Genomic DNA, 23434 nt, shown 5'->3' with positions numbered 1-23434 from the left:
TCCTGTGGCGTTAAGACTACATTAAGAGGGTAGGAACACCGAAAGGGAGAGATACGATGCGATTCAGACAAGTACATCTCGATTTCCATACGTCGGAAGCGATTGCGGGAATCGGCAGCCGGTTCTCGAAGGAACAGTTCCAATCCATGCTACTCGAAGGTGGAGTCGATTCCATAACGGTTTTCTCCAAGTGCCACCACGGTTGGGCGTACCACCCGTCGGAAGCGAACGAGCGCCATCCCGGGCTCGACTTCGACTTGCTAGGCGCGATGATCGAAGCGGCTCACGAGATCGGCGTGAAGACGCCTGTCTACTTATCCGCGGGGCTGGACGAGAAACTGGCGCGGCGGCATCCCGAGTGGCTCGTTCGCGACAAGGACGATCGGACGACATGGGTGCAAGGCTTCATGCAGCCGGGCTATCACCTGTTCTGCATGAATACTCCTTACTTGGATATTCTGCTCGCCCAGGTCGAGGAAGTCGTGCGCCATTATGATGCCGACGGCATCTTCCTCGACATCGTCGGCGTGCAGCGTTGCTATTGCCAATATTGCGTTCGCGATATTCGCGCTGCAGGCTTGGATCCCCGCGACCCGGCCGTCATCCTGGCGCAAGGCGAGCGTACGTACGCAACTTACGCTGAGAAGATAAGCCAAGTCATCCACGGCATCAAGCCGGGACTCGGCATTTTCCATAACGGGGGTCATATTCGCAGAGGCAGAAGAGATCTCGCAAGGATGAATACCCATCTCGAGCTCGAATCGCTGCCGACCGGAGGCTGGGGCTACGATCACTTCCCGCTGTCGGCCCGGTACGCCCAGACGCTCGGCATGGAGTTCCTCGGCATGACGGGTAAATTCCACACGTCGTGGGGGGAATTCGGCGGCTACAAGCATCCGAACGCGCTTCGGTACGAGGCGGCGCTCAACTTGGCGAACGGCGCGCGCATCTCGGTCGGCGACCAATTGCATCCGGACGGCCTCATGGACGAAGCGACGTACAAGCTCATAGGGGCGGCCTATCGGGAAGTCGCGGAGAAGGAAGCATGGGTGGTCGGCGCGTCCAACGTCGCGGATGTCGCCTTGCTGTCGCTCGAAGCGATCGGGGCGCATGCGACGAACGACCAATCCGATTTCACGGGACGTTCCGACGCGGGGGCCGTGCGGATGCTGCTCGAAGGTAAAGTATTGTTCGACGTCGTCGACGCGGAAGCGGACTTCCGTCCTTACAAGGTCGTCATTCTGCCGGACGAAGCGACATTGACTCCGGCGCTCGCCGCGAAGGTGAACGACTTCTTGGCGGGCGGCGGCAAAGTGCTGGCGACCGGCCGTTCCGGTCTGGACGCGTCCGGAGAAGCGTTCGCCATCGATCTCGGCGCGAAGTGGCTCGGCGAGAACGGTTACCGTCCGGATTACTTCCGGCCCGCGTTCGAGCTGACGAGTCTCGCCGGCGCGGCGTTCGTCTTCTACGGCAAAGGCCAGCGGGTCGAGTTGGATGGGGGCGTCGCGCTAGGCGTCAGGGAGAATCCGTACTTCAACCGCGACGTGTTCGCGTTCAGCTCGCACCAGCATACGCCGAACGCGAAGCAACCCGTCGGTCCGGGCATGATCGAGAGCGGCAACGGCATCTATATCGCTTGGAACGTGTTCGAGGATTACGCGACGAAAGGCAGCTTGGTATTGAAGGAAACGGTGCTCTACGCCATCGATCGGCTGCTCGGCGAATCGCGCACGCTTCGGACGAGCTTGCCCGCGCAAGGGATCGCGACGGTGCAACGCCAGGCCGCGGACGACAGGTACGTCGTTCACTTGCTCTATGCGTCTCCGGTCCGGCGCGGCGAAGGCGTGGAAGTGATCGAGGATCTGTTGCCGGTGTACGATACCGAGGTGACGTTGCGGCTGACTGGCAACGTGGAGAGCGTCGTGCTCGCTCCGCAAGGCGAGAAGCTGGCTTACGACGCGCGGGACGGCTTCGTACAGTTCAGCGTACCGGATCTGACGTGCCATCAGATGATCGTCGTGCAGACGAAAGAGCAATAAAAGCGACAAATCTATACCGTTTAGAGGATGTATATATCGGACTCGCTGTGCAATAATCGAGGTATTGCAACAATACATTTCGCACGCGCAGAGGAGACGGTAGTCGGTGGAGAAGCTTAAAGCAGGCATTATCGGCACGGGGAACATTAGCGGCATCTACTTCCAGAACGGCAAGCGGTTCGAGTCGCTGGAGATCGTCGCTTGCGCGGATCTCGACGTGGAACGCGCCAAGGCGAAGGCGGCCGAGCACGGCGTCAAAGGCTATTCGGTCGAAGAAATGCTGGCCGATCCGGACATTCAGCTCATCATCAACCTGACAATACCGCAAGCGCACGCCAAAGTATGTATCCAAGCGCTCGAAGCGGGCAAGCACGTATACGTCGAGAAGCCGCTGTCCGCGACTCGCGAGGAAGCGGCGCAAGTGATGGAGACGGCGAAGCGGCTCGGCCTGCGGGTCGGATGCGCGCCGGACACGTTCTTAGGCGGCGGCATCCAGACGGCCATCAAGCTGCTCGAGGACGGCTGGATCGGCACGCCGATCGGGGCGACCGCGTTCATGCTCGGAGGAGGTCCGGAGGGCTGGCATCCGGCGCCGGAATTCTTCTACCAGAAGGGCGGCGGTCCGATGTTCGACATGGGACCTTATTACTTGACCGCGATGGTCGCGATGTTCGGGCCGATCAGGCGCGTGACGGGATCGGCGCGAATCTCTTATCCGGAGCGCACGATCACGAGCCAGCCGAACTTCGGCAAGAAGGTGACGGTCGAGACGCCGACGCACGTCGCGGGCATTCTCGACTTCGAATCCGGACCTGTCGGTACGATTCTGACGAGCTTCGACGTGAAGGGGCCTTCCGTTCTGCCGCGTATCGAAGTATACGGCAGCCATGGGACGCTGCTCGTTCCCGACCCGAACACGTTCGGCGGTCCGGTTCGTATCTGCCGCGCCGGCTCGAGCGAATGGTCGGATATTCCGCTGTCGCACGGCAAGTCCGAGAACGCGCGCGGCGTCGGAGCCGCGGAGATGGCGAAGGCGATCTTGACCGGCCGCGATCATCGGGCCAGCGGAGACCTTGGCTACCACGTGCTCGAAGCGATGTTCGGCTTCCACGATTCGTCCGAGCAAGAGACGCATTACCGGATGAAGACGACGTGCGCGCGGCCGGAACCGATGCCGATCGGGCTCGCCGACCATGAAGTGTAACCGGAGCGGGTTATCGGTTAAGGAGGAAACGTATTGAGTCGCGATACGGAGCGCGTACCCTACGGCTATGAGCCGCCGCCGGAGCGGGAGAAGGGGACGCTCGTCTATTACGATACGTTCGAGGACGCGACGGACGACGGGATCGCGGCAGCCGCCGCGTTCGCGCGCGACCGGTCGTTCGCGAGGCTCGTGCTTCACCCGATCCACGAGGAGACCGCGAAGCGAATGTTCAAGTCGCCGGTAAGTCCGTATTATCGACGGGAGAAGTTGCTCGTCCAGTGGGTAAGCGAGTTCGGTCGCCGCGGCAACGTGACGATCGACGGCTGGGAGGGCAAACGCAAGAAGTATACGCCGATGGAAGCATCGCTCCGCCATTGGACGGAGACGCTGCCAGGCCCGCATTTTCTGTTCGTCTCGCCGGAGATCGCGAATTCGTTCGCTTCGTTCTCTTCGTTCGAGGAATGGATCGTCCGCATCCGGCTCGTCTTGACGCACGAACCGGCGGCGCTCCATCCGCGGCTAGCTAAGTATGCGCACCGATGGGAGACGGCGGGTTCGAAGGAAGAGCGATAGCGGAATAGGGAAGGCGGCGCGGATGCGCCGTCTTTTTCTGTCTATGCGCAGGCGAGCTGGCTACAACGTTACCACATGGCACTAATCCTACAGCTGCCGCCACTGCCGCGGTTTAACGTTATCACATGGCGCTAAACCGCGGTATACCGCTACTGCCCCGGTTTAACGTTATCACATGGCGCTAAACCGCGGGATACCGCCTCTGCCCCGGTTTAACGTTATCAAATAGCGCTAAACCGCGGTATACCGCTACTGCCCCGGTTTAACGTTATCACATAGCGCTAAACCTGCAGCTGCCGCCACTGCCCCGGTTTAACGTTACCACATGGCGCTAAACCGCCGGATATCGCCGTCACACCATCCTCGTTGCGCAATTTATGAACATTTTCGAGCCTTTTTAGACCACTTATCCGCCCGGACACCCTCTATAATGTTCATAAGAATTCCAATGTGATACGAAAAGGGGACGAGCGGAAATGGCGAACGGCAAGTTGAACGAGGTGGATCTTCGCTGGCTGGATGACACGATCGGGAAGATCAAGTCGAAGATGGACTGGGTTAGCGTCAAGTCGCGCGACAAAATTCCGTATACGACCGTGAACGGAGCGCATGACGACCGCGCGGCGATCGACGGGACCGGGGACATTTGCTGGTGGACGAACGGCTTTTGGGGCGGCATGATGTGGCAGCTGTATCACGAGACGGGTGACGGGAAGTACGCGGCGGCCGCGAAAGCGTCCGAGACGCACTTGGACCGCTGCTTCGATCTCTTCTACGACTTGCACCACGACGTTGGATTCATGTGGCTGCCGACGTCCGTCGCGAGCTATCGCTTGACGGGCGATCCGGATTCGCGCCGAAGAGGGCTGCATGCGGCCAACCTGCTAGCCGGACGGTTCAACCTGGCCGGAAGCTTTATCCGCGCCTGGAACGATCACGGCGAAGGCGATACGCGCGGGTGGGCGATCATCGACTGCATGATGAACTTGCCTCTGCTGTACTGGGCGTCGGAAGAGACGGGCGATCCGCGCTTCAAGCAGATCGCGGCCAAGCACGCCGACACGACGTTGTCCGCCTTCGTCCGGCCGGACGGATCGGTCAACCATATCGTCGAGTTCGATCCCGAGATCGGCGGCGTCGTTCGAACGTACGGGGGACAAGGCTACGAGGAAGGTTCTTCGTGGACGAGGGGGCAAGCGTGGGGATTGTACGGCTTCTACATGAGCTACAGACATACCGGCAACGACGCCTACTTGCAGGCGGCGAAGCGGATCGCGCATTATTTCATGGCGAACATTCCGGACGACGGCCGTATTCCGGTCGATTTCAGGCAGCCGGCCGAGCCGCTGCTGACGGACGATACGGCGGCGACGATCGCGGCGTGCGGTCTGATCGAGATCGCCAAGTCCGTCGGAGTACTCGAGAGCGCGTCGTATCTAAGCGCGGCATTGAAGCTGCTCAAGGCGGTCGATGAACGCTGCGACTGGTCCGAGTCGTCAGACGCGATCGTGCAATTCGGCTCGGAGGCGTATCACCGGCCGCGTCACCACCATCCGATCGTGTACGGGGATTATTACTTCATCGAAGCCGTATTCAAGCTGAAGGGCGACGATCTGTACTTGTGGTAATCTAGCGCGAAAAAGGCGAATCCGCACGACGAACAAGAGAAGCGAGCCTCCTTCCCAGGGGCTCGCTTCGCTATTCGCGGGTCTCGAAGGCTTGCCTCGAGGCGTTGCGGTACTTGTGCGGCGTCGTGCCGATCATCTTCTTGAACGCGCGGATGAAGTACGACGCGTTCGGGTAACCGACGTCGGCGGCGATCCGCTCCACCGCCAGCGGCGTCGTGTCGAGCAACCGGCACGCTTGCTTGACGCGGCGGGCGACGACGTAGTCGGACAAGCTGCTGCCCGTCTCGCGTTGGAATAACCGAGACAAGTAGAACTTGGACAGGTGAAGTGCCTCCGCGACGTCCTCGAGCCGGAAATCTTCCGAATAATGTTGCTCGATCCATGCCATCGCGTTCTCCGCGTGCGAGAACGGACGGATGTCCCTTGGAGATCCTGCCGCGCCGATCGAATTACCGTCGGTCGGCATCGCCTCGAGCAGTTGGAGCATGAGCATCGTCATGTCTTCTTCGCTCAGCGGGCGTTCGTTCGCCCGAACCTTGTTGCCGTATCGCTCGAACAGCCGTCCGACGAATTCGGCTTCCGCCTCCAGGTCGATCGCTTCCGACGCGAGCCGGCCTTTCCATAGATGCTCGAACAACGCGCGGCGAGCGCGGAACGGCTGCAGCGCCCGGTCGAAGAACAACGGATCGAAGAACAGGAGCGTTCTCTCGTACGGCGTGCGCTCGCTGACGTTCGCGAACACTTTGTGAAGCTGATAGGGCTGGAAGAAGAACAGCCGTCCCGGGCGCATCTCGTACGTCTTCTGATCGACGATGACGAACCCGTTGCCTTCGTGAACGTACAGCGCTTCGCAGCACTCGTGCCAATGGTAATAGCCGGGGTACCCGGAGGTCGAGCGCGTCCGGGGCTCGAATTGCATCGGGCGGCCTTGCAGCAGAACCGGATCGAACAACGTACGCATGCGATGCTACACCTCCGACTTGAACTGCCCCGGCGTGACGCCAACGAACTTCTTGAATTGCCGCATGAAGTGCGTGTCGTACTCGTACCCGCACCTCGCGGCGATCTCGGAGACGGACAGCGTGCTGTTCGCGAGCAAGTACTTGGCGTACTCCAATCTGCCGTTGATCCGGTCCGTACCGACGGAGCAACCGAATAGATCCTTGTAGAGATGTTGAAAATACGACTTGCTCAAGTTCACGCGAGCGGCCAGCTCCTCGACGGACGCCTGCCATTGCGGCGTCTGGTACAGCTCGTCCCGCAGCTCCGAGAACCGGCGGTAATAGCGGCCCGGCTGGTCGGGCAGACTTCCGAGCTCCCGCAGCTGGCACAGCTTCAGGAAGAACGCCCGCAGCTCCGCGTCGACGACGCGCTCTCCGACCGGGCCGCCGAGCTTGCGGATGCGCTGCAGCTCCACGACGCCCCGCGTAATCATCGACGGATCGACCGCTTGCACGAGCGTGTCGAGCGGGAAGCCTGCCTCGTTCAGCAGCTCCTCCAGCTCTTCTCCTTCGCAGTGGAACCAATCGTTGACGAACGGCATGTCCGATTCCTTGTAGAATTGCGGCGTAGAGGGCCGGTACAGAATATAGGAACCGCCCTCGGCGACTTGCGACACGCCGTTCAGGACGACTTCCGACCTGTTCTTGAACAGGACGAAAGCATAATTGCCGGCGCCGTTCGGCCGATCAATCGTAAGTCCTTTCGGGTGCACGTAACGGTATCCGCAGCTCACCAATCGAATCATCGCGCATCCCCTATCTCCGTCTAAGCGAAAAGCACGAAAGGTTAGTATTTCTTATCATAATCGATTGTTGCGCCTACCTCAATCTTTTACAATCGAGTTGATTCTACGAAAGAAGCCGGGGTGATCGATATCGCCGAAGCGAACGCGTCCGCCAGGGACGGCTGCAAAGGCTGCTCGGCCAGCGTCCATGCGGGCGAGGATCAGATCGGGCGGCTGATCGCCAGAATCCGGCCCGAGCATCGGGTATCGGACGAGCATTACGCATCGCGGCTCGAAGCTTGCCGGACGTGCGACAGTCTGGCGTACGAATCGACCTGCATGCATTGCGGCTGCTTCGTCCGAGTGAGAGCCGTATTCAAAGACAAAGGATGTCCGCACCCGAACGGAAACGCGCGGCTTCGCTGGACATCCGCAGCGACACTTAACGAGGAGGCATGAGTTCATGATGAAAGCGGTCGTACATGCGGATTGGACGGTAGGAACGATCAATCGTAACATTTACGGGCATTTCGCGGAGCATTTGGGCAGGTGTATATACGAGGGGCTATGGGTAGGCGAAGAGTCCGACATTCCGAATACGGACGGCCTTCGCAACGACGTGATCGAGGCGCTGCGCGAGCTCCGGGTTCCGGTTCTTCGCTGGCCCGGCGGTTGCTTCGCCGACGAGTACCATTGGCGGGACGGCATCGGCCCGAAGGCCGACCGTAAGATGATGATCAATACCCATTGGGGCGGCGTCGTGGAAAATAACCATTTCGGCACGCACGAGTTTTTCCGTCTGTGCGAGCTGATCGGTGCGGAGCCGTACATTTGCGGCAACGTCGGCAGCGGCACCGTGCAGGAAATGTCCGAGTGGGTCGAGTACATGACGAGCGACGCCGATTCCCCGATGGCGAACCTGCGCCGGGCGAACGGCCGGGACAAGCCGTGGAAGCTGAAGTACTTCGGCGTCGGCAACGAGAACTGGGGCTGCGGCGGCAACATGCTGCCGGAATACTACGCCGACCTGTATAACCAATTCCAGACGTACGCGCGCAATTACGGCGACAACAAGCTGTATAAGATCGCCGGCGGAGCGAACTCGGACGATTACAAGTGGACCGACGTGCTCATGAACAAGTCCGAGCGCCATATGCACGGCCTAAGCCTGCACTACTACACGGTTCCGGGCACGTGGCAGAACAAAGGCTCGGCCACCGAGTTCGGCGAGCGCGATTGGTTCGTTACGATGCAGAAGGCCGCCAAGATGGACGAGATGCTGACCCGGCACAATACCGTCATGGACCGTTACGATCCGGACAAGCGAGTCGGCCTGATCGTCGACGAATGGGGCACGTGGTTCGACGTGGAGCCGGGGACGAACCCGGGGTTCCTGTACCAGCAGAACACGATGCGCGACGCGCTCGTCGCCGCGTATCATCTGCACGTCTTCCATAAGCATAGCGACCGGGTTCAGATGGCGAACTTGGCGCAGATGGTCAACGTGCTGCAAGCGGTCGTGCTGACGGAAGGCGATCGGATGCTGCTTACGCCGACGTATCACGTCATGAAGATGTACAACGTCCACCAAGACGCCGAAGCGTTGGCGGTCCATGGCGAATTCGGACGATTTGCGGTCGAAGGCGAGAGCGGCTCGCTCGCGCGGGTCGGCGTCACGGCGTCCAAGAAGGACGGTGTCGTGCACGTGAGCCTGTACAATATGCACCCTTCGGAAGGCGCGGAAGTGTCGCTCGAGCTGCGCGGCGTCGTGGGAGATCACGATTGCGTCGGCACGCTGTTGGCTGCCGATTCGAACGGGGCGCACAACACGTTCGAGCAGCCGGAAGCGGTTAAGCCCGTTCCATACGAAGGCGCGAAGCTGTCGAACGGCACCATGCAAGTCGTTCTTCCTCCGGCGTCCGTAGCGGTCTTCCGCATGGAACCGAAGTAATCCATATACGTTACGAATCGCCCCGAGGCGCCCATGCGCTCCGGGGCGATCGTCGTTCTATAGGGCGCTCCGCCCGGACCGTTCCGCCAGGCGTAAATCGTACCGAGAATGGTGGAATTCCTTCATGGAGTAAGCGGCGGCGATGACGGACAATGAGGATAAGATTCATCATCCATCTTATCTTAAGGGGCTGTTCCGATGAGCATCGCGAATTCCGGCGCGCAGGTCCGATTGACCGAGGCGCAACTGAAGCAATACGACGAGCAAGGCTTCATCGTGTTCGAGGATTTGTTCGGAGCGGAGGAGATCGACGAAGTCCGCGGCATCATCGACGCGTTCGACGAAGCGTCCGAGCGGGAGCTGCAGGCGAAGAAGAAGGAAGACTTCATCAGCGCGGCCGGCACGATCAACTTCACCGTGAACGTCAACTTCCGCGATCCGCGGTTGCAAGCGTTCATCGCCGATCGGCGCTTCGTCGACATTACGACGACGCTTCTCGGTCCGGATACGAAGCTGTACTGGGACCAATCGGTATACAAGCGGCCGGAAGGCGACAGGGAGTTCCCTTGGCATCAGGACAACGGCTACGTGCCGACCGATCCGGTCGAGTACGTGACGTGCTGGCTCGCGCTCGAAGACGCCACGATCGAGAACGGATGCATCTGGGTGCAGCCGGGCACTCATAAGAAGGGCTTCGTCAAGCACGTTTGGACGGACATCGGCTTTATTTGCTACTACGGCGACGTCGAGGGGATTCCGGTGCCTTTGAAAAAAGGGAGCATGGTCGCGTTCAACTCGCTGCTGTTCCATCGCAGCAAGCCTAACTTGACAAAGGACCAGACGCGTAAAGGCTACGTCATCCAATATTCGGTCGACGGCTCGCGCAATCCGGATACGGGCGAGGTGTTCAAGAACGGTCCGCTCATCGCCAAGGACGGCAAGCCCGCCTACGAGGGCTTCGTTCCTCGGGAGCAATGTTGACCGTTCCGGGGCCTGAGGATCGCTGCTCCGTGAGAATTTCATGCTGCATCAACAACTTGACGCAGCATCGGTACGGCGGCAAGCTGAACGAGCTGGCCGCCGAAGGGGCGGACATCGCGCTGGAGCGCTGCCATAACCAATGCGTCGGCTGCAGGCGGTATCCGGCTTTTATGGCGAACGGCCTATGGCATGCGGTTCCGAATCCGGAACATTTCAAGGAGACGGTCTATGCAAAAGCAGGGGACGTGCGGTAACGTGGAAGTACCGGGGTGATGGAACGATGTCAACGAATCCGATCGATTGGGCGCAAGGACCGTGGTCCGTCCAACTGCAGACGGTCAGCCGGGCGCCGTACGACCGGCTCGCGATCGAGGGGCGCGTATTTCCGAATTGGATCATCAGCTTCGTCAAGGAAGGCGACGTAACGACCGGAACGGGAGGCGAGACGCGACGCGTGCGAGCGGGAGACGTCATGCTTCATCCGCCGAACCTGCCTTTCTCCGAACATGCCGATCGATCCGGCACGCACTTGTGGATGCAGGCGAGCATTCGTTGCGCCCATCAATTCGATCTGCTCCTCATGTGCCGCATCGCTCCGGTCGTTGCCGTGCCGGACCCGGCGAAGTTCGAGGCCGCGTTCCTGAAGTTGCTCGCCGTATGGAACGACCCGAACGCGACGTTCCGGGACATGAAGCTGACGAGCGGCATGCTCGTCCTGCTGGAGCAGATTATGCTCGGCTGGGAGAAAGCCGGTCGTCCCGAACGATCGGAAGCGTACCAGACGACAGGCGACCGCTTCGCCGGGCTCGTCGGCCAGATGTCCGCGCGAATGGCGGAGAGGCTCGGAAGGGACGAGCTTGCCGCGCTCGTCAGCCTGAATCCGAATTACTTGGACCGCGCGTTCCGGAAGCGGTACGGGCTGACGCCGATGCAGATGCTGCGGGACATGCGGCTGAAGCGCGCGATGCAGCTGCTCGAGCGCGGCGACGATACGCTGGAATCGATCGCGGAGGACTGCGGCATGACGGACGCTTCCTATCTTTGCAAGCAGTTCAAGAAACAATTCGGGCTGTTGCCCAGCAAGTACCGGGACGCCGTCCGCAAGTCGCGGGCCGAGGATCTGTATATCGGGCGATCGGAACGTTCATAGGGGAAGCAGCCGCGCGAAGACAGCCATAAGGCTGTCTTTTTTATGAAAGTCTGTCACTTTAATAACTACTTGCGGGTTGGCGGAAGGGATTCGTCGCCGAACGTAGAACGGCTTAATCGTAAGGCTACCTTAGCGAATGATTACCGACAGACACCTAAAGGAGATGTAACGGATGAACGGCTTCAACGGATTGAACATGGGACTGGGCAACTTGGCGACGCTGTCGAACGCGAAGACGAGATCGATCAGCGCGGAGAACTTCAAGGGCGAGAAGGGCAAAGGAGGCATGGCGACCGCCGGTACCGGCACGCATGCCTCGCAGTATCTGGGACAAGGCTGGAAGGTGTCTCCTTCGGTCGACATCCAGCCGGGCGAAGTGCTTACGATCGCGGACATCGAAGGGCCGGGCGCGATCCAGCATGTCTGGATGACGTGCCACCCGGATTCGTGGCGCAATATGATCGTGCGCATGTATTGGGACGGCGAGGAGAATCCTTCCGTCGAGGTTCCGATCGGCGATCTGTTCTGCAACGGCTGGCGGGAGAGAGTCAACGTCAATTCGCTGCCCGTCGCGGTTAACCCCGCGGGCGGCTTCAATAGCTATTGGCAGATGCCGTTCCGCGGGTCGGCGAAGATCACGGTCGAGAACGCGATGCCGGAGAAGACGACGCTGTTCTATCAGATCGACTACACGCTGACGGACGTTCCGGAAGACGCAGCCTACTTCCACGCCCAATGGCGGCGCGAGAATCCGACCGGCGACAAGGTTCCGTACACGATCGTCGACGGCATCACGGGCAAAGGCCACTTCGTCGGCACGTACCTCGCCTGGCAGGTGAACAACAACGGATGGTGGGGAGAAGGGGAGATCAAGTTCTTTATGGACGGAGACGGCGAGTTCCCGACGATCTGCGGCACGGGGACGGAGGATTACTTCGGCGGCGCGTGGAACTGGGAGCATCCGCGCGGCGAGTACGGTACGTATTCGACGGCTTATCTAGGCATGCACCAAGTGATCAAGCCGGACGGCCTGTACAGCAGTAATCAGCGGTTCGGCATGTACCGATGGCACGTCATGGACCCGATCCGGTTCGAGAGCGACCTGCGCGTCACGATCCAGGATCTCGGCTGGCGCGCCGGTTGGACGTACTTGACGCAGCGGAGCGATATCGCGTCGACGGCGTTCTGGTATCAGGCGGAGCCTCACAATCCTTTCCCGCCGCTGCCGGGCAAGGACGTACGGGAAGTGATCTAGAAGAGAAGGACGCCAATCTCGACGAGATTGGCGTCCGTTTTTTTCATATCGGCGCTGTTCGCGCCTCTGTTCCCTCGGTATTCGATTATCACATACACGCTGCGCCGATTGCACAATATTGGGGATTGTATTCGGTTTTTCACATCCATTTCGCGCCGAGTACTCGATTCCGGGATTGTATTCGATATTCTAGTTATAATCGGACGCATCCGCTCAATCTCGGGAATTATATTTGATTTACCGAATACAACTTCGCTTTTCAGGCTTGATAAGAACAATATGGTCGGTTTATCATACACATCCCGACGGCTGCGTCATCTCACGCGAGACCGCCAACATCGACACGCGCGGGGAAGGCACGAAGAGCATGTCGCTCCGATCACCCGTTCCATTTGCGATACCGCGTCGGGTTCGTGCCGGTCACCTTCTTGAACGTCCGGTTGAAGTGGGCGAACTGCTCGAAGCCGACCCTCTCGGAGATGTCCGTCACTTTGGCGTCCGTGTTGGCGAGCAACTGCTGCGCTTCGCGTACGCGCGTCAGGTTGTGGTAGCCGACGACGGTGAAGCCGGTCACCTTCTTGAACGTCCGGCTCAGGTAAGTCGGGCTCATCGCGAACCGTTCGGACAGCTCCGCCAGCGGCAGCTTCTCCTCGTAGTGGGCGTTAATGTACTTGACGATATCGGCGATTCGCCGATGCGTCGGGCTCAGCGGGTCGTCGGTAACCGGGACGTCCGCGTCCTCCAGACGGTAAGCATACAGCAGCAATTGCGCGACGAGAAGGCGGATCGAGAGATCGAATCCGTCTTCTTGCTGTTTCGTCTCCTCCGCCATCTTCCGCAGCAGAGGCTCGACTATCATCTGCTCCTGCGGCTTCAAGCGGTAGAGGTAGTGGTTCCGGTGGAAGATCTCGAGAAGCTCCGGACGGAACAGCGGATGGTCCGAGCCGAGGAACGCGTCGCTGAAGTTCATGACGATCCGCTCGTGCTGCGGAGATCCGAGCATCGACGTCTTATGGACGTCGTATTTATTAATGAACAAGAGGTCGCCCGCCGCGATGGCGTAGGCGCGGTCCTTGATGAAGTAATGCCGTCTTCCCGACAGCTGGTAGTAAATCTCGTACGTGCTATGGTAGTGGTTGTTCCTCTCGAAGGGCGCGTAGCGCGCCGCATGCTCCAGGAAGAAGTCGCGCTCTTCGTCGCCGTATCTGGCGTATATCGATTCCTTGGCTTGCATCATCATGCACCTCAGAGCAAAAAAGATCATATCTATCGCGATTATAGCAAAAACGGACAATACATGGCACTAATATTGTCCTAAGATAAAGAAAGAAACCGATTTCAGGGAGGGGCTTACGCACCGATGAAACCGTTCATGGACGAGCAATTTCTGTTGACGAACGACACGGCGTCCCGGTTGTATCACGAATACGCCGCGAAGATGCCGATAATCGACTACCATTGCCATCTGGATCCGAAGGAAATCGCCGAGAATAAACGCTTCGCGAACTTGACGGAAGCGTGGCTGTACGGCGATCACTATAAATGGCGGGCGATGCGGGCGAACGGCACCTTGGAGCGCTTCGTAACGGGCGGGCCGGGCGTCTCCGATTACGAGCGGTTCCAAGCGTACGCGCGCACCGTGCCGGCGACGATCGGCAATCCGCTCTACCATTGGTCCCATCTCGAGCTGCGCCGGATGTTCGGCGTGGAGGAGATCCTTCACGAAGGCAACGCCAAGGCGATCTGGGACAAGACGCAAGCGGTATTCGACAGAGGCCTCACCGTGCGCGACCTGATCCGCGACAACCGCGTCGCGGTCATCTGCACGACGGACGATCCGGCGGACACGCTCGAGTACCACGCGGCGATTCGCCAAGACGCGACGATCGATACGCAGGTGCTGCCGTCGTTCCGCCCGGACAAGGCGCTGAACATCCGCGCAGCGACCTTCCTGCCGTGGATCAAGCGGCTGGAGGAAGCGGTCGGCCGTCCCGTCTCCGATTACGACGGGCTGCTCGCCGCGCTGGGCGAGCGGGTCGCGTTCTTCCACGCGAACGGCTGCCGCGTCTCCGACCACGCGCTCGACGACGTGCCGTTCGCGCCGTGCTCGCAGGACGAGGCTGCGGCGATCTTCGCCAAGGGACTGCGCGGCGAGGACGTTAGCAGGGAAGAGGAAGAGAAATACAAGACGTTCACGCTGCTGCAGCTCGGCAGATGGTATAGCGAGCGCGAGTGGGCGATGCAATTGCACATCCATGCGCACCGCAACAATAATAAGCGGATGTTCGCGACGCTCGGACCGGACACCGGCTACGACTCGATCAACGACGGCCGCCTCGCCGGTGCGCTCGTCGGCTTGCTCGACGCTTGGGACCGCGACGACTCGCTGCCGCGCACGATCGTCTATTCGCTTAACGCGAAGGACAACGACGTACTCGCGTCGGTTATCGGCTCGTTCCAAGGCGGCGGCATTCCGGGCAAAATCCAGCTCGGCTCCGCCTGGTGGTTCAACGATACGAAGGACGGCATGCTCGCGCAGCTGTCCTCGCTCGCGAACTTCGGCCTGCTCGGCCGCTTCGTCGGCATGCTGACCGATTCCCGCAGCTTCCTGTCGTTCACGCGGCACGAATACTTCCGCCGGATCCTCTGCAATCTGATCGGCGAATGGGTCGAACGCGGCGAAGCGCCGCGGGACATGGATTGGCTCGGCGGTCTTGTGCAGGACGTCAGCTACCGCAACGCGGAGCAATACTTCCGCTTCGGCGAAGGGAGCGGGGAGCGCCATGTCCGTGCATGAACGAACGGCGGCCGGACTGCCGCTGATCGGTCCGGACGCGCTTGATGCCGAAGAGCGCGAACGATTCGACCGCGGACGCGGATTGCCGATCAAGGTGCTGCAGATCGGCGAAGGCAATTTCCTCCGCGGGTTCGCGGATTGGATGCTGCACGCGGCGAATTCGCAAGGGTTGTTCAACGGCGGCGTCGCGGTAACGCAGCCGCGCCCGACGGGCAAGCCGCACATGGATCAACTGAAGGCGCAGCAAGGCGCATACACGCTGCTGGTGCGGGGGATCCGGGACGGGCGCCGGGTCGAGGAGCGGGAGACGATCTCGGTTCTGACCCGGATGATTGATCCGTATGAAGAGTGGGACGCATTCCTCGCCCTGGCCGACGAACCCGAGCTCGAATTCGTTATCTCGAACACGACGGAAGCGGGGCTCGCGTACCAGCCGTCCGAAAGGCGGCCGAACGAGCCCGTCCTGTCCTTCCCGGGCAAGCTGACCGCGTTCCTCTATCGACGCTACGAGACGTTCGACGGCGATTCGGGCAAGGGTCTCGTGCACTTGCCGTGCGAGCTGCTCGACCGCAACGGCGAGCGGTTGCTGGAGACGGTGCTGAAGCACGCGGACGATTGGGGCTTGCCAGACGCGTTCAAGGCTTGGGTTCGGGAAGCCAATCGGTTCCTGAACACGCTCGTCGACCGGATCGTCACCGGCTTTCCGGGCGACGAGGCGGACGGTCTGTTCGCGGAGTGGGGTTACGCCGACCCGCTCCTTACGACGGCCGAGCCGTACTTCTTCTGGGCGATTCAAGGAGGCGGCGAGATCGAGGGGCGGTTGCCGCTCGCAAGCGCCGGGCTGAACGTGCGTTGGGTGGACGATCTGGCGCCGTACCAACTGCGCAAGGTTCGCATCTTGAACGGCACGCACACGATGATGGCGACGATCGGTCTCGCGAACGGCGTCCGCGAAGTGCGGGAGGCGCTCGAGCATCCGGCGTGGGGGCCGAAGTTCATGCAAGGCTTGTTCGACGAGATCGTGCCGGGGCTGCCGCTGGATCGGGGCGAGTTGACGGCATACGCGAACGAGACGCTTGAGCGGTTCCGCAACCCGTTCATTAAGCACAAGCTATCCGATATCGCGATGAACAGCTTGTCGAAGTGGAAGGTCAGGCTGCTGCCGACCTTGAAGGCGCATTACGCGAGAACCGGCACCGCCCCTGCCGTGCTGACGGAATCGCTGGCATCGTTGCTGCGGCTGTATCGCCACGAGCACGTCGCGGGCGAAGCGCCGCAATCGCGGCTGCCGGACGGCTCGGCGTTCCCGCTGCGCGACGATCCGGCGCTGCTGGCGCTCATCGCGGAAGCCTGGTCGCCGTATTATCGCGGCGGCGAAGGCGACAGCGGCGCGGCGAGCATCGCAGCCTGCGTACGCGGCATTCTGTCGGAGACGAAGATTTGGGAAGAAGACTTGACGGTTTACCCGGGATTGGCCGACGCGGTTACGGCTCGCCTGGCAAGAGAGGAGACGAACACATGAGCGATACGGTATTGCTTCACCGCGACGACGACGTCGCGATCGCGCTCCGGGACATTGCCGCCGGAGCGAGCGTGACCGTGCCGACGAACGGCGGCGAGACGACCGTGACGGCGCTCGGCGACGTGCCGCGCGGACATAAGCTGGCGATCCGTCCGGTCGCGGCGGGACGGCACGTGCATAAGTTCGGATACTCGATCGGCGTCGCGCAGGCCGACATTCCGGTCGGCGAATGGGTGCATACGCACAACGTCCGCACCGGGCTCGGGGCGATCTTGGACTATAAGTACGAGCCGACGGAGGAAGCAGCGCCGCAACCGACGGAAGGTCATACGTTCCTCGGCTACGAGCGGGACAACGGAGAAGTCGGCATCCGCAACGAGATTTGGATCCTGAATACGGTCGGCTGCATCAACAAGACGTGCGAGCTGCTGGCGAAGATGGGCGAGAGCCGGTTCGCCGGACGCGGCATCGACGGCGTCTACCACTTCGCGCATCCGTTCGGTTGCTCTCAGCTCGGCGACGACCTTAGCTTTACGAAGCAACTGCTGGCGGCGCTCGCGGAGCACGGCAACGCGGCCGGCGTGCTGATCGTCGGACTCGGCTGCGAGAACAACCAGATCGACGGCATGCAGGCGATGCTCGGCGACGGCGGCGGACGCATCCGTTACTTGAAGTCGCAGGACGAGGAAGACGAGCTCGAGAGAGGCCTGGAGCTGCTCGAAGAGCTGGTCGATTACGCCGAGCGGTTCGAGCGCAAGCCGATTCCGCTGTCCAAGCTGAAGCTCGGGCTGAAGTGCGGCGGCTCGGACGGCTTCTCCGGCATTACGGCGAACCCGCTCGTCGGACGGCTCGCCGACGTCGTAACCGCGGAAGGCGGAACGGCGCTTCTGACCGAAGTGCCGGAGATGTTCGGCGCGGAGACGATTCTGATGAATCGCGCGACGGACGAGGACGTGTTCGGCAAGGTCGTGCATCTGATCAACGATTTCAAGCAATACTTTATTCGCCATAACCAAGAGATCTACGAGAATCCGTCGCCGGGCAACAAAGCCGGGGGCATCACGACGCTCGAGGAGAAGTCGCTCGGCTGCACGCAGAAGGGCGGCCGGGCTAGCGTCACCGACGTGCTCCCGTACGGGGTCCGCGCGAGCAAGCGCGGGCTGAACCTGATCCAAGGGCCGGGCAACGACCTCGTCTCCGTGACGGCGCTGGCCGCGGCCGGCGCGCATATCGTCCTGTTCACGACCGGGCGAGGCACGCCGTTCGGCGGACCGGTGCCGACGGTCAAGATGTCGACGAACAGCGAATTGGCGCAGAAGAAGAAGCACTGGATCGACTTCGACGCGGGACGGCTGTTAAGCGGCACGGGCATGGACGAGTTGACGGAACAACTGCTAGACTACGTCATCGGCCTCGCTTCCGGCACCGTCCGGACGAACGGCGAGCGCAACGGTTTCAGGGAAATCGCGATTTTCAAAGACGGCGTCATTCTATAATTCATAGGGGGATAACTAACATGAGCAAAAAAAGATACGTACTCGTCGGCGCGGGCGGCCGGGCGGAGTTTTTCTACGGCGCGATCGCGAAGCAATACCGGGAAACGTCCGAGCTGACCGCGTTCTGCGACACGAACCAGACGCGGATGAATTACGCGAACAAGCTGCTGGAGAAAAACTACGACTATCGTCCGGTAGCGACCTACAAGGCGCACGAGTTCGACCGCATGATCGCGGAGCAGAAGCCGGACGCCGTCATCGTGACGAGCGTCGACCGGACGCACCATACGTACATTATTCGCGCGATGGAGCTCGGCTGCGACGTCATAACCGAGAAGCCGATGACGGTCGACGAGCGCAAGTGCCAGGAAATTCTCGACGCGGTCGAGCGGACGGGACGCAACGTTCGGGTTACGTTCAACTACCGCTACGCGCCGCATCACACGAAGGCGAGAGAGCTCATCCGCGACGGCGCGATCGGCCAAGTGACGTCCGTTCACTTCGAATGGCTGCTCAACACGATGCACGGCGCGGACTATTTCCGCAGATGGCACCGCGACAAACGCAACGGCGGCGGCCTGCTCGTGCATAAGTCGACGCACCACTTCGACCTCGTCAACTTCTGGATCGGCTCGCAGCCGGAGGAAGTATTCGCGTACGGCGACTTGCTGTTCTACGGCAAGGAGAACGCGGAGCAGCGCGGCGTGACGAAGTTCTACGAGCGCGCGACGGGACATCCGAACGCGAAGGAAGATCCGTTCGCGCTGCATCTCGACGAGAACGAGCATCTGAAGGCGATGTACCTCGACGCCGAGGCGGAAGACGGCTACCGCCGCGACCAGAGCGTGTTCGGCGACGGCATCAGCATCGAAGACACGATGGGCGTTATGGTCCGCTACAAGAACCGCGCGATTCTGACGTACTCGCTGAACGCGTATATGCCGTGGGAAGGCTACCGCATCGCGTTCAACGGCACGAAGGGTCGCCTCGAAATGACGATCGTCGAGCAATCGTACGTCAACTCCGGCGGCGACAAGGCGCTCGAAGGCGCGCTCAAGGATAAGCGCATTATCCTGTTCCCGCATTGGGAAGCGCCGTACGAGATCGAGATCGAAGAAGGCGAAGGCGGCCACGGCGGCGGCGATCCGGTGCTGCTGAACGATATTTTCGGCACGCCGGTCGAGGACGAGTTCAACCGCGCGGCGAACCACATCGACGGCGCCCGGTCCATTCTGACGGGCATCGCGGCCAACCGTTCGATCCGCACGGGCCAAGCGGTCCGCGTAGACGATCTCGTGAAGTTTCATAAATAAAAACGGAGTTTGCGTAAGACCGTTTTCGGCGCGATTGGCGTCGGGGGCGGTCTTTTCCGCATTAGCGGCACCACGTTCCGTTATTTCGGCGAAGTCCCGGAGGAGAGACTCAATAGCGGCACCACGTTCCGTTATTTCGGCGAAGTCCCGGAGGATAGACGCATTAGCGGCACCACGTTCCGTTATTTTGGCGAAGTCCCGGAGAAGAGTCGCAATAGCGGCACCACGTTCCGTTATTACGGCGAATCCCCGGAGGAGAAACGCAATAGCGGCGCCACGTTCCGTTAATACGACGTACTGCCGGAGGATAGACGCAATAGCGGCACCGCGTTCCGTTATTTCGGAGTACCAACCCAATCCCCGCCAACGCGCCACCGCAACAGCAGAACCCGCGCGCCGCAAGCCGTCATCCCCCTTGGAATAACGGACATGGAGCATGCGAACCTTAATGTCCAGCCGCATCTCCTAACTTCGTTCATCCAAACAACTAACTTTTGTTATGCTTTCCCTTACTTTTGTTTATGTCTATCGAATCGCCCCTCTTTTACAATAAAGAAGCAGTAACCAATCAAGGAGGGTTAGATACATGTTAAAGACAAAGACAGTCGCAGTAACCATGCTTACCTTGACTATGCTGTTAGCGGCGTGCGGCAACAACAACGCCAACAATGAAAGCGGCGCAAGCCCGTCGGCTTCCGCGCCTGCAGCGTCCGGATCGGCTTCGCCGTCCGCTAGCGCGGGCGAGAAAGTAGATCTCCGGATGTCCTGGTGGGGCTCCGACGAGCGCCACGAAAAAACGCAAAAAGCGATCGAGCTGTTCGAATCGAAAAACCCGGGCGTTACGATCACCCCGGAATATTCCGGCTTCGACGGATACATGGACAAGCTGAACACCCAGATTGCCGCGGGCAACGCGCCAGACCTCATCCAAATGGGCGGCAACATCAAAGAATACGTAGACAAGAGCGCTCTGCTCGACTTGACGCCATACGTCGGCAGCGCGATCAAGCTCGACGACTTCAACCAAGGCCTCGTGCAATCCGCGACGTTCGACGGCAAGCTGTACGGCGTGACGCTCGGCGTCAACTCGACCGGCCTCATGTATAACGCGGCGCTGTTCGAGAAAGCCGGCGTGACGGTTCCGACGAAGGACTGGACGTACGACGATCTGAAGAACGCGGCAATCGCCTTGCAAGGGAAGCTTGGCGACGGTAACTACGCCCTCTATGACCTGTCGAGCGATTCGGGCGCGTTCGCGTCGTACCTCGGCGCTTACGGCAAGAAGCTGTACGACGTCGACGGCCAGCGCCACTTCGAGAAGGAAGACGCGATCGGCTGGTTCCAACTGTGGTCCGACCTTCGCGGCGCGGGAGCAGTCGTTCCTGCGGACGTGCAAGTCGCGAATCCGCCGACGGCTGCCGACACTTCGCTCGTCGTCAAAGGCCAAGTCGCGATCCAGAGCGGTTCCGCGTCCCAGCTGGCCGGCTTGCAGCAATTGACGCAAGACTCGCTCGGCCTGCTGTTGTTCCCGAACGGCCCTGCGGGCAGCGGTATGGTTCCGCCGCTCTCCGGCCAATACATCACGGCTTACGAAGGCACGAAGCATCCGGAAGTCGTCGCGAAGTTCATCGACTTCATGGTGAACGATCCCGAAGCGGGCGCGATTCTGGGGAATACGCGCGGCGTTCCGCCGGCGGGCAAGATCCGCGACGCCCTCGCGGCGCAATCGACGCCGGTCGACAAGCTTATGTACGACTACATCTCCCTCGTCGCCGAAGTCGCTCCGCCGGTCGTGTGGGTACAGTTCCCGCTCGACAACGAGCTCATCAAGCTGCTCCAGCTGACGAGCGAGAAGATCGGCTTTAACGCCAAGTCCGTGGACGCGGCAGCCGAAGAGTTCATGACCGAGATCGACAAGCTGATCGCCAAAGCGAACGCGCAGTAAGCCGGACCGACCGGAGAATCAGGAGAAGGGGAGCCGACCGCGGCTCCCTTTGTCCTCCCAGATTGGAGAGCACACGAGATGCAGAAATATAAAACATACTTGGCCGGCTATCTGTTCCTGTTGCCCTGGCTGATCGGCTTCGTCTGCCTCACGTTAAGCCCGATCGGAGCCTCGTTCTATCTATCCTTCACCCAATACGATTTGCTCACGTCGCCGAAGTGGATCGGCTTCGACAACTTCAAGACGATGTTCACGGACGATTACCGGATGATGGACTCGATCAAGGTTACGCTGCAATACGTATTCCTGTCCGTTCCTTTCCGTCTCGCGTTCGCGCTCGGATTGGCCGTACTGCTCAATCAAGGCATGAAGTTCCTCGGTTTCTACCGCACGATTTATTACATTCCTTCCCTGCTCGGAGGCAGCGTCGCCATCTCCGTGCTCTGGAAGAAAGTGTTCGACAAGGAAGGCATCTTCAACGACGGCTTGGGCTTCCTCGGGATCGAGGGGCATAACTGGATCGCCGATCCGCGATTCGCGATTTACTCGCTGATCGGGCTGTCGGTGTGGCAATTCGGCTCCGTCATGATCATCTTCCTCGCGGGATTGAAGCAAATTCCCGGCGAGCTGTACGAAGCCGCTACCGTCGACGGAGCGGGCATCATGCGCAAGTTCTGGCGCATCACGATGCCGCTGCTTACGCCCGTCATCTTCTTCAACTTGACCATTACGTTGATTCAATCGTTCCAAACGTTCACCAAAGCGTTCATCATCAGCAACGGTTCGGGCGGTCCGATCAACTCGACGTTACTCTATTCGCTATACCTGTACATCAAAGGGTTCACCTTCCTGGAAATGGGCTACGCGTCGGCCATGGCCTGGTTGCTGCTGATCATCATCGCGGCGTTCACCGGCGTCTTGTTCCTCACTTCCCGCTACTGGGTGTACTATTCGGACGGGAGGGACTAAGCGATGACGATGACGATGCCCAAACAACTCAAGTCCGTCCTCTTTCACGCCATCGTGCTCGCGTGCGGCCTCATCATGCTCTATCCGGTATTCTGGCTGCTCAGCGCTTCGGTGAAACCGACGACCGAGATTTTCACGTCGAAAAGCCTGTGGCCGTCCGCGTTCACGCTCGAGCACTACTCGAACGGCTGGCACGGCATGCGCAACATCAACTTCGGCCGGTTCTTCCTGAACTCGCTCCTGCTGTGCGCCATCGCGGTGGTCGGCACGGTCATCAGCTCGTCCATGGCGGCGTTCGCGTTCGCGCGCATCGAGTTCCCGCTGAAGAAGCTGTTCTTCGCGCTCATGCTCGGCACGTTCATGCTTCCGGGCCACGTGACGCTCATTCCGCAGTACATTATTTTCCACAAGCTCGGTTGGGTCGATACGTATCTTCCGCTGACCGTGCCGAAGTTCCTCGGCGACGCGTTCTTCGTCTTCCTGATCGTCCAGTTCATCCGCGGCATTCCGCGCGAGCTCGACGAGAGCGCGAAGATCGACGGAGCGGGCTGGTTCACGCTGTTCGTTCGCGTCATTCTTCCGCTCAGCTCGCCTGCGCTCATCACGGCCGCCATCTTCACGTTCATGGGAACGTGGGACGACTTCTTCGGCCAGCTCATCTATCTGAGCGACATCAAGAAGTTCACCGTACCGCTCGGCTTGCGCCTGTTCCTGGATTCCAGCGGCAGCTCGAACTGGGGCGCGGTGTTCGCGATGTCGGTGCTGTCGATCTTGCCGAGCCTGACGATCTTTTTCCTCGGGCAAAAATACTTCACCCAAGGGATCGCGACGACCGGCATAAAAGGATAAAATAGTTCGTACCACTGCTTGAAGAAGAGGAATGAG

The 23434-nt window shown here is 60.3% G+C and carries 21 protein-coding genes; 18 read left to right on the top strand and 3 right to left on the bottom strand.

Going from position 1 to position 23434, the window contains the following annotated elements; all coding sequences use genetic code 11:
- The first annotated feature begins 56 nt into the window (after positions 1-56).
- From ACFQZG_RS04210 to ACFQZG_RS04195, 4 genes are all read left to right on the top strand, one after another.
- A complete protein-coding gene (locus ACFQZG_RS04210; RefSeq protein WP_378150215.1) occupies positions 57-2039 on the top strand; it encodes a beta-galactosidase trimerization domain-containing protein in 1983 nt (660 codons plus the stop codon).
- A gap of 106 nt (positions 2040-2145) precedes the next feature.
- Positions 2146-3243: a Gfo/Idh/MocA family protein gene (locus ACFQZG_RS04205; RefSeq protein ID WP_378150213.1), complete on the top strand. Its 1098-nt coding sequence runs from the start codon at positions 2146-2148 to the stop codon at positions 3241-3243.
- 33 nt (positions 3244-3276) lie between these two features.
- Positions 3277-3816 carry a hypothetical protein gene (locus tag ACFQZG_RS04200; RefSeq protein WP_378150212.1) on the top strand — a complete coding sequence of 180 codons (540 nt, stop codon included), beginning with the start codon at positions 3277-3279 and terminating at the stop codon, positions 3814-3816.
- 476 nt (positions 3817-4292) lie between these two features.
- Complete coding sequence (locus tag ACFQZG_RS04195) at positions 4293-5444, top strand: glycoside hydrolase family 88 protein (RefSeq protein WP_378150210.1); 1152 nt, start codon at positions 4293-4295, stop codon at positions 5442-5444.
- A gap of 70 nt (positions 5445-5514) precedes the next feature.
- On the opposite strand, the gene ACFQZG_RS04190 is transcribed toward ACFQZG_RS04195, so the two are convergent.
- Together ACFQZG_RS04190 and ACFQZG_RS04185 are read right to left on the bottom strand one after the other, a co-directional pair.
- Positions 5515-6405 carry an AraC family transcriptional regulator gene (locus ACFQZG_RS04190; RefSeq protein WP_378150208.1) on the bottom strand — a complete coding sequence of 297 codons (891 nt, stop codon included), beginning with the start codon at positions 6403-6405 and terminating at the stop codon, positions 5515-5517.
- 6 nt (positions 6406-6411) lie between these two features.
- Positions 6412-7191, bottom strand: a complete 780-nt coding sequence (locus ACFQZG_RS04185) for a helix-turn-helix domain-containing protein (protein WP_378150207.1) — start codon at positions 7189-7191, stop codon at positions 6412-6414.
- A 120-nt stretch (positions 7192-7311) separates the two neighbouring features.
- Here ACFQZG_RS04185 and ACFQZG_RS04180 point away from each other — a divergent pair, with 120 nt between their 5' ends.
- The 6 genes from ACFQZG_RS04180 to ACFQZG_RS04155 all read left to right on the top strand — a co-directional run bounded on the left by ACFQZG_RS04180 (position 7312) and on the right by ACFQZG_RS04155 (position 12507).
- Positions 7312-7629, top strand: coding sequence for a DUF6171 family protein (locus tag ACFQZG_RS04180; protein ID WP_378150205.1), 318 nt, complete (start codon positions 7312-7314; stop codon positions 7627-7629).
- Between the two features lie 4 nt (positions 7630-7633).
- Positions 7634-9121 carry an alpha-N-arabinofuranosidase gene (locus ACFQZG_RS04175; RefSeq protein ID WP_378150203.1) on the top strand — a complete coding sequence of 496 codons (1488 nt, stop codon included), beginning with the start codon at positions 7634-7636 and terminating at the stop codon, positions 9119-9121.
- Positions 9122-9319: 198 nt separating this feature from the next.
- A complete protein-coding gene (locus ACFQZG_RS04170; protein WP_378150201.1) occupies positions 9320-10102 on the top strand; it encodes a phytanoyl-CoA dioxygenase family protein in 783 nt (260 codons plus the stop codon).
- Between the two features lie 29 nt (positions 10103-10131).
- Positions 10132-10356: a hypothetical protein gene (locus ACFQZG_RS04165; protein ID WP_378150200.1), complete on the top strand. Its 225-nt coding sequence runs from the start codon at positions 10132-10134 to the stop codon at positions 10354-10356.
- 26 nt (positions 10357-10382) lie between these two features.
- Positions 10383-11252, top strand: coding sequence for a helix-turn-helix domain-containing protein (locus ACFQZG_RS04160; protein WP_378150198.1), 870 nt, complete (start codon positions 10383-10385; stop codon positions 11250-11252).
- Positions 11253-11424: 172 nt separating this feature from the next.
- A complete protein-coding gene (locus ACFQZG_RS04155; protein ID WP_378150197.1) occupies positions 11425-12507 on the top strand; it encodes a glycoside hydrolase family 172 protein in 1083 nt (360 codons plus the stop codon).
- 379 nt (positions 12508-12886) lie between these two features.
- Here ACFQZG_RS04155 and ACFQZG_RS04150 read toward each other — a convergent pair whose 3' ends face one another.
- Positions 12887-13744: a helix-turn-helix domain-containing protein gene (locus tag ACFQZG_RS04150; RefSeq protein ID WP_378150195.1), complete on the bottom strand. Its 858-nt coding sequence runs from the start codon at positions 13742-13744 to the stop codon at positions 12887-12889.
- A gap of 123 nt (positions 13745-13867) precedes the next feature.
- On the opposite strand from ACFQZG_RS04150, the gene uxaC reads away from it, so the two are divergent.
- The 8 genes from uxaC (at position 13868) to ACFQZG_RS04110 (ending at position 23398) form a co-directional block, all read left to right on the top strand.
- Entirely contained in the window at positions 13868-15304 is a 1437-nt protein-coding gene (uxaC, locus tag ACFQZG_RS04145) for a glucuronate isomerase (protein ID WP_378150194.1), read from the top strand.
- On the top strand, positions 15291-16826 hold the full coding sequence (locus ACFQZG_RS04140) for a tagaturonate reductase (protein WP_378150192.1): 1536 nt from the start codon (positions 15291-15293) through the stop codon (positions 16824-16826). Before uxaC ends, ACFQZG_RS04140 begins: the two co-directional genes overlap by 14 nt.
- Positions 16823-18322, top strand: a complete 1500-nt coding sequence (locus ACFQZG_RS04135; protein WP_378150190.1) for a UxaA family hydrolase — start codon at positions 16823-16825, stop codon at positions 18320-18322. Before ACFQZG_RS04140 ends, ACFQZG_RS04135 begins: the two co-directional genes overlap by 4 nt.
- Before the next feature lie 20 nt (positions 18323-18342).
- Complete coding sequence (locus ACFQZG_RS04130) at positions 18343-19635, top strand: Gfo/Idh/MocA family protein (protein ID WP_378150188.1); 1293 nt, start codon at positions 18343-18345, stop codon at positions 19633-19635.
- A 9-nt stretch (positions 19636-19644) separates the two neighbouring features.
- On the top strand, positions 19645-19923 hold the full coding sequence (locus ACFQZG_RS04125) for a hypothetical protein (RefSeq protein WP_378150186.1): 279 nt from the start codon (positions 19645-19647) through the stop codon (positions 19921-19923).
- Positions 19924-20221: 298 nt separating this feature from the next.
- On the top strand, positions 20222-21580 hold the full coding sequence (locus tag ACFQZG_RS04120; protein WP_378150184.1) for an ABC transporter substrate-binding protein: 1359 nt from the start codon (positions 20222-20224) through the stop codon (positions 21578-21580).
- A gap of 78 nt (positions 21581-21658) precedes the next feature.
- Positions 21659-22549, top strand: coding sequence for a carbohydrate ABC transporter permease (locus ACFQZG_RS04115; RefSeq protein ID WP_378150182.1), 891 nt, complete (start codon positions 21659-21661; stop codon positions 22547-22549).
- Positions 22550-22558: 9 nt separating this feature from the next.
- A complete protein-coding gene (locus ACFQZG_RS04110; protein ID WP_378150440.1) occupies positions 22559-23398 on the top strand; it encodes a carbohydrate ABC transporter permease in 840 nt (279 codons plus the stop codon).
- The last annotated feature ends 36 nt before the right edge of the window (positions 23399-23434 follow it).

This window comes from Cohnella sp. GCM10027633 (assembly GCF_042675445.1).
Lineage (GTDB): Bacteria > Bacillota > Bacilli > Paenibacillales > Paenibacillaceae > Cohnella.
The sequence above is the reverse complement of the archived record's forward strand: the minus strand, read 5'-3'. Positions and strand labels throughout refer to the sequence as shown.

Bases quoted from the DNA above. Each gene is read 5' to 3' on its own strand.
- ACFQZG_RS04210 (WP_378150215.1), top strand. From the start codon at position 57: ATGCGATTCAGACAAGTACATCTCGATTTCCATACGTCGGAAGCGATT.
- ACFQZG_RS04195 (WP_378150210.1), top strand. From the start codon at position 4,293: ATGGCGAACGGCAAGTTGAACGAGGTGGATCTTCGCTGGCTGGATGAC.
- ACFQZG_RS04190 (WP_378150208.1), bottom strand. From the start codon at position 6,405: ATGCGTACGTTGTTCGATCCGGTTCTGCTGCAAGGCCGCCCGATGCAA.
- ACFQZG_RS04185 (WP_378150207.1), bottom strand. From the start codon at position 7,191: ATGATTCGATTGGTGAGCTGCGGATACCGTTACGTGCACCCGAAAGGA.
- ACFQZG_RS04175 (WP_378150203.1), top strand. From the start codon at position 7,634: ATGATGAAAGCGGTCGTACATGCGGATTGGACGGTAGGAACGATCAAT.
- ACFQZG_RS04170 (WP_378150201.1), top strand. From the start codon at position 9,320: ATGAGCATCGCGAATTCCGGCGCGCAGGTCCGATTGACCGAGGCGCAA.
- ACFQZG_RS04160 (WP_378150198.1), top strand. From the start codon at position 10,383: ATGTCAACGAATCCGATCGATTGGGCGCAAGGACCGTGGTCCGTCCAA.
- ACFQZG_RS04155 (WP_378150197.1), top strand. From the start codon at position 11,425: ATGAACGGCTTCAACGGATTGAACATGGGACTGGGCAACTTGGCGACG.
- ACFQZG_RS04150 (WP_378150195.1), bottom strand. From the start codon at position 13,744: ATGATGCAAGCCAAGGAATCGATATACGCCAGATACGGCGACGAAGAG.
- uxaC (WP_378150194.1), top strand. From the start codon at position 13,868: ATGAAACCGTTCATGGACGAGCAATTTCTGTTGACGAACGACACGGCG.
- ACFQZG_RS04140 (WP_378150192.1), top strand. From the start codon at position 15,291: ATGTCCGTGCATGAACGAACGGCGGCCGGACTGCCGCTGATCGGTCCG.
- ACFQZG_RS04135 (WP_378150190.1), top strand. From the start codon at position 16,823: ATGAGCGATACGGTATTGCTTCACCGCGACGACGACGTCGCGATCGCG.
- ACFQZG_RS04130 (WP_378150188.1), top strand. From the start codon at position 18,343: ATGAGCAAAAAAAGATACGTACTCGTCGGCGCGGGCGGCCGGGCGGAG.
- ACFQZG_RS04120 (WP_378150184.1), top strand. From the start codon at position 20,222: ATGTTAAAGACAAAGACAGTCGCAGTAACCATGCTTACCTTGACTATG.
- ACFQZG_RS04115 (WP_378150182.1), top strand. From the start codon at position 21,659: ATGCAGAAATATAAAACATACTTGGCCGGCTATCTGTTCCTGTTGCCC.
- ACFQZG_RS04110 (WP_378150440.1), top strand. From the start codon at position 22,559: ATGACGATGCCCAAACAACTCAAGTCCGTCCTCTTTCACGCCATCGTG.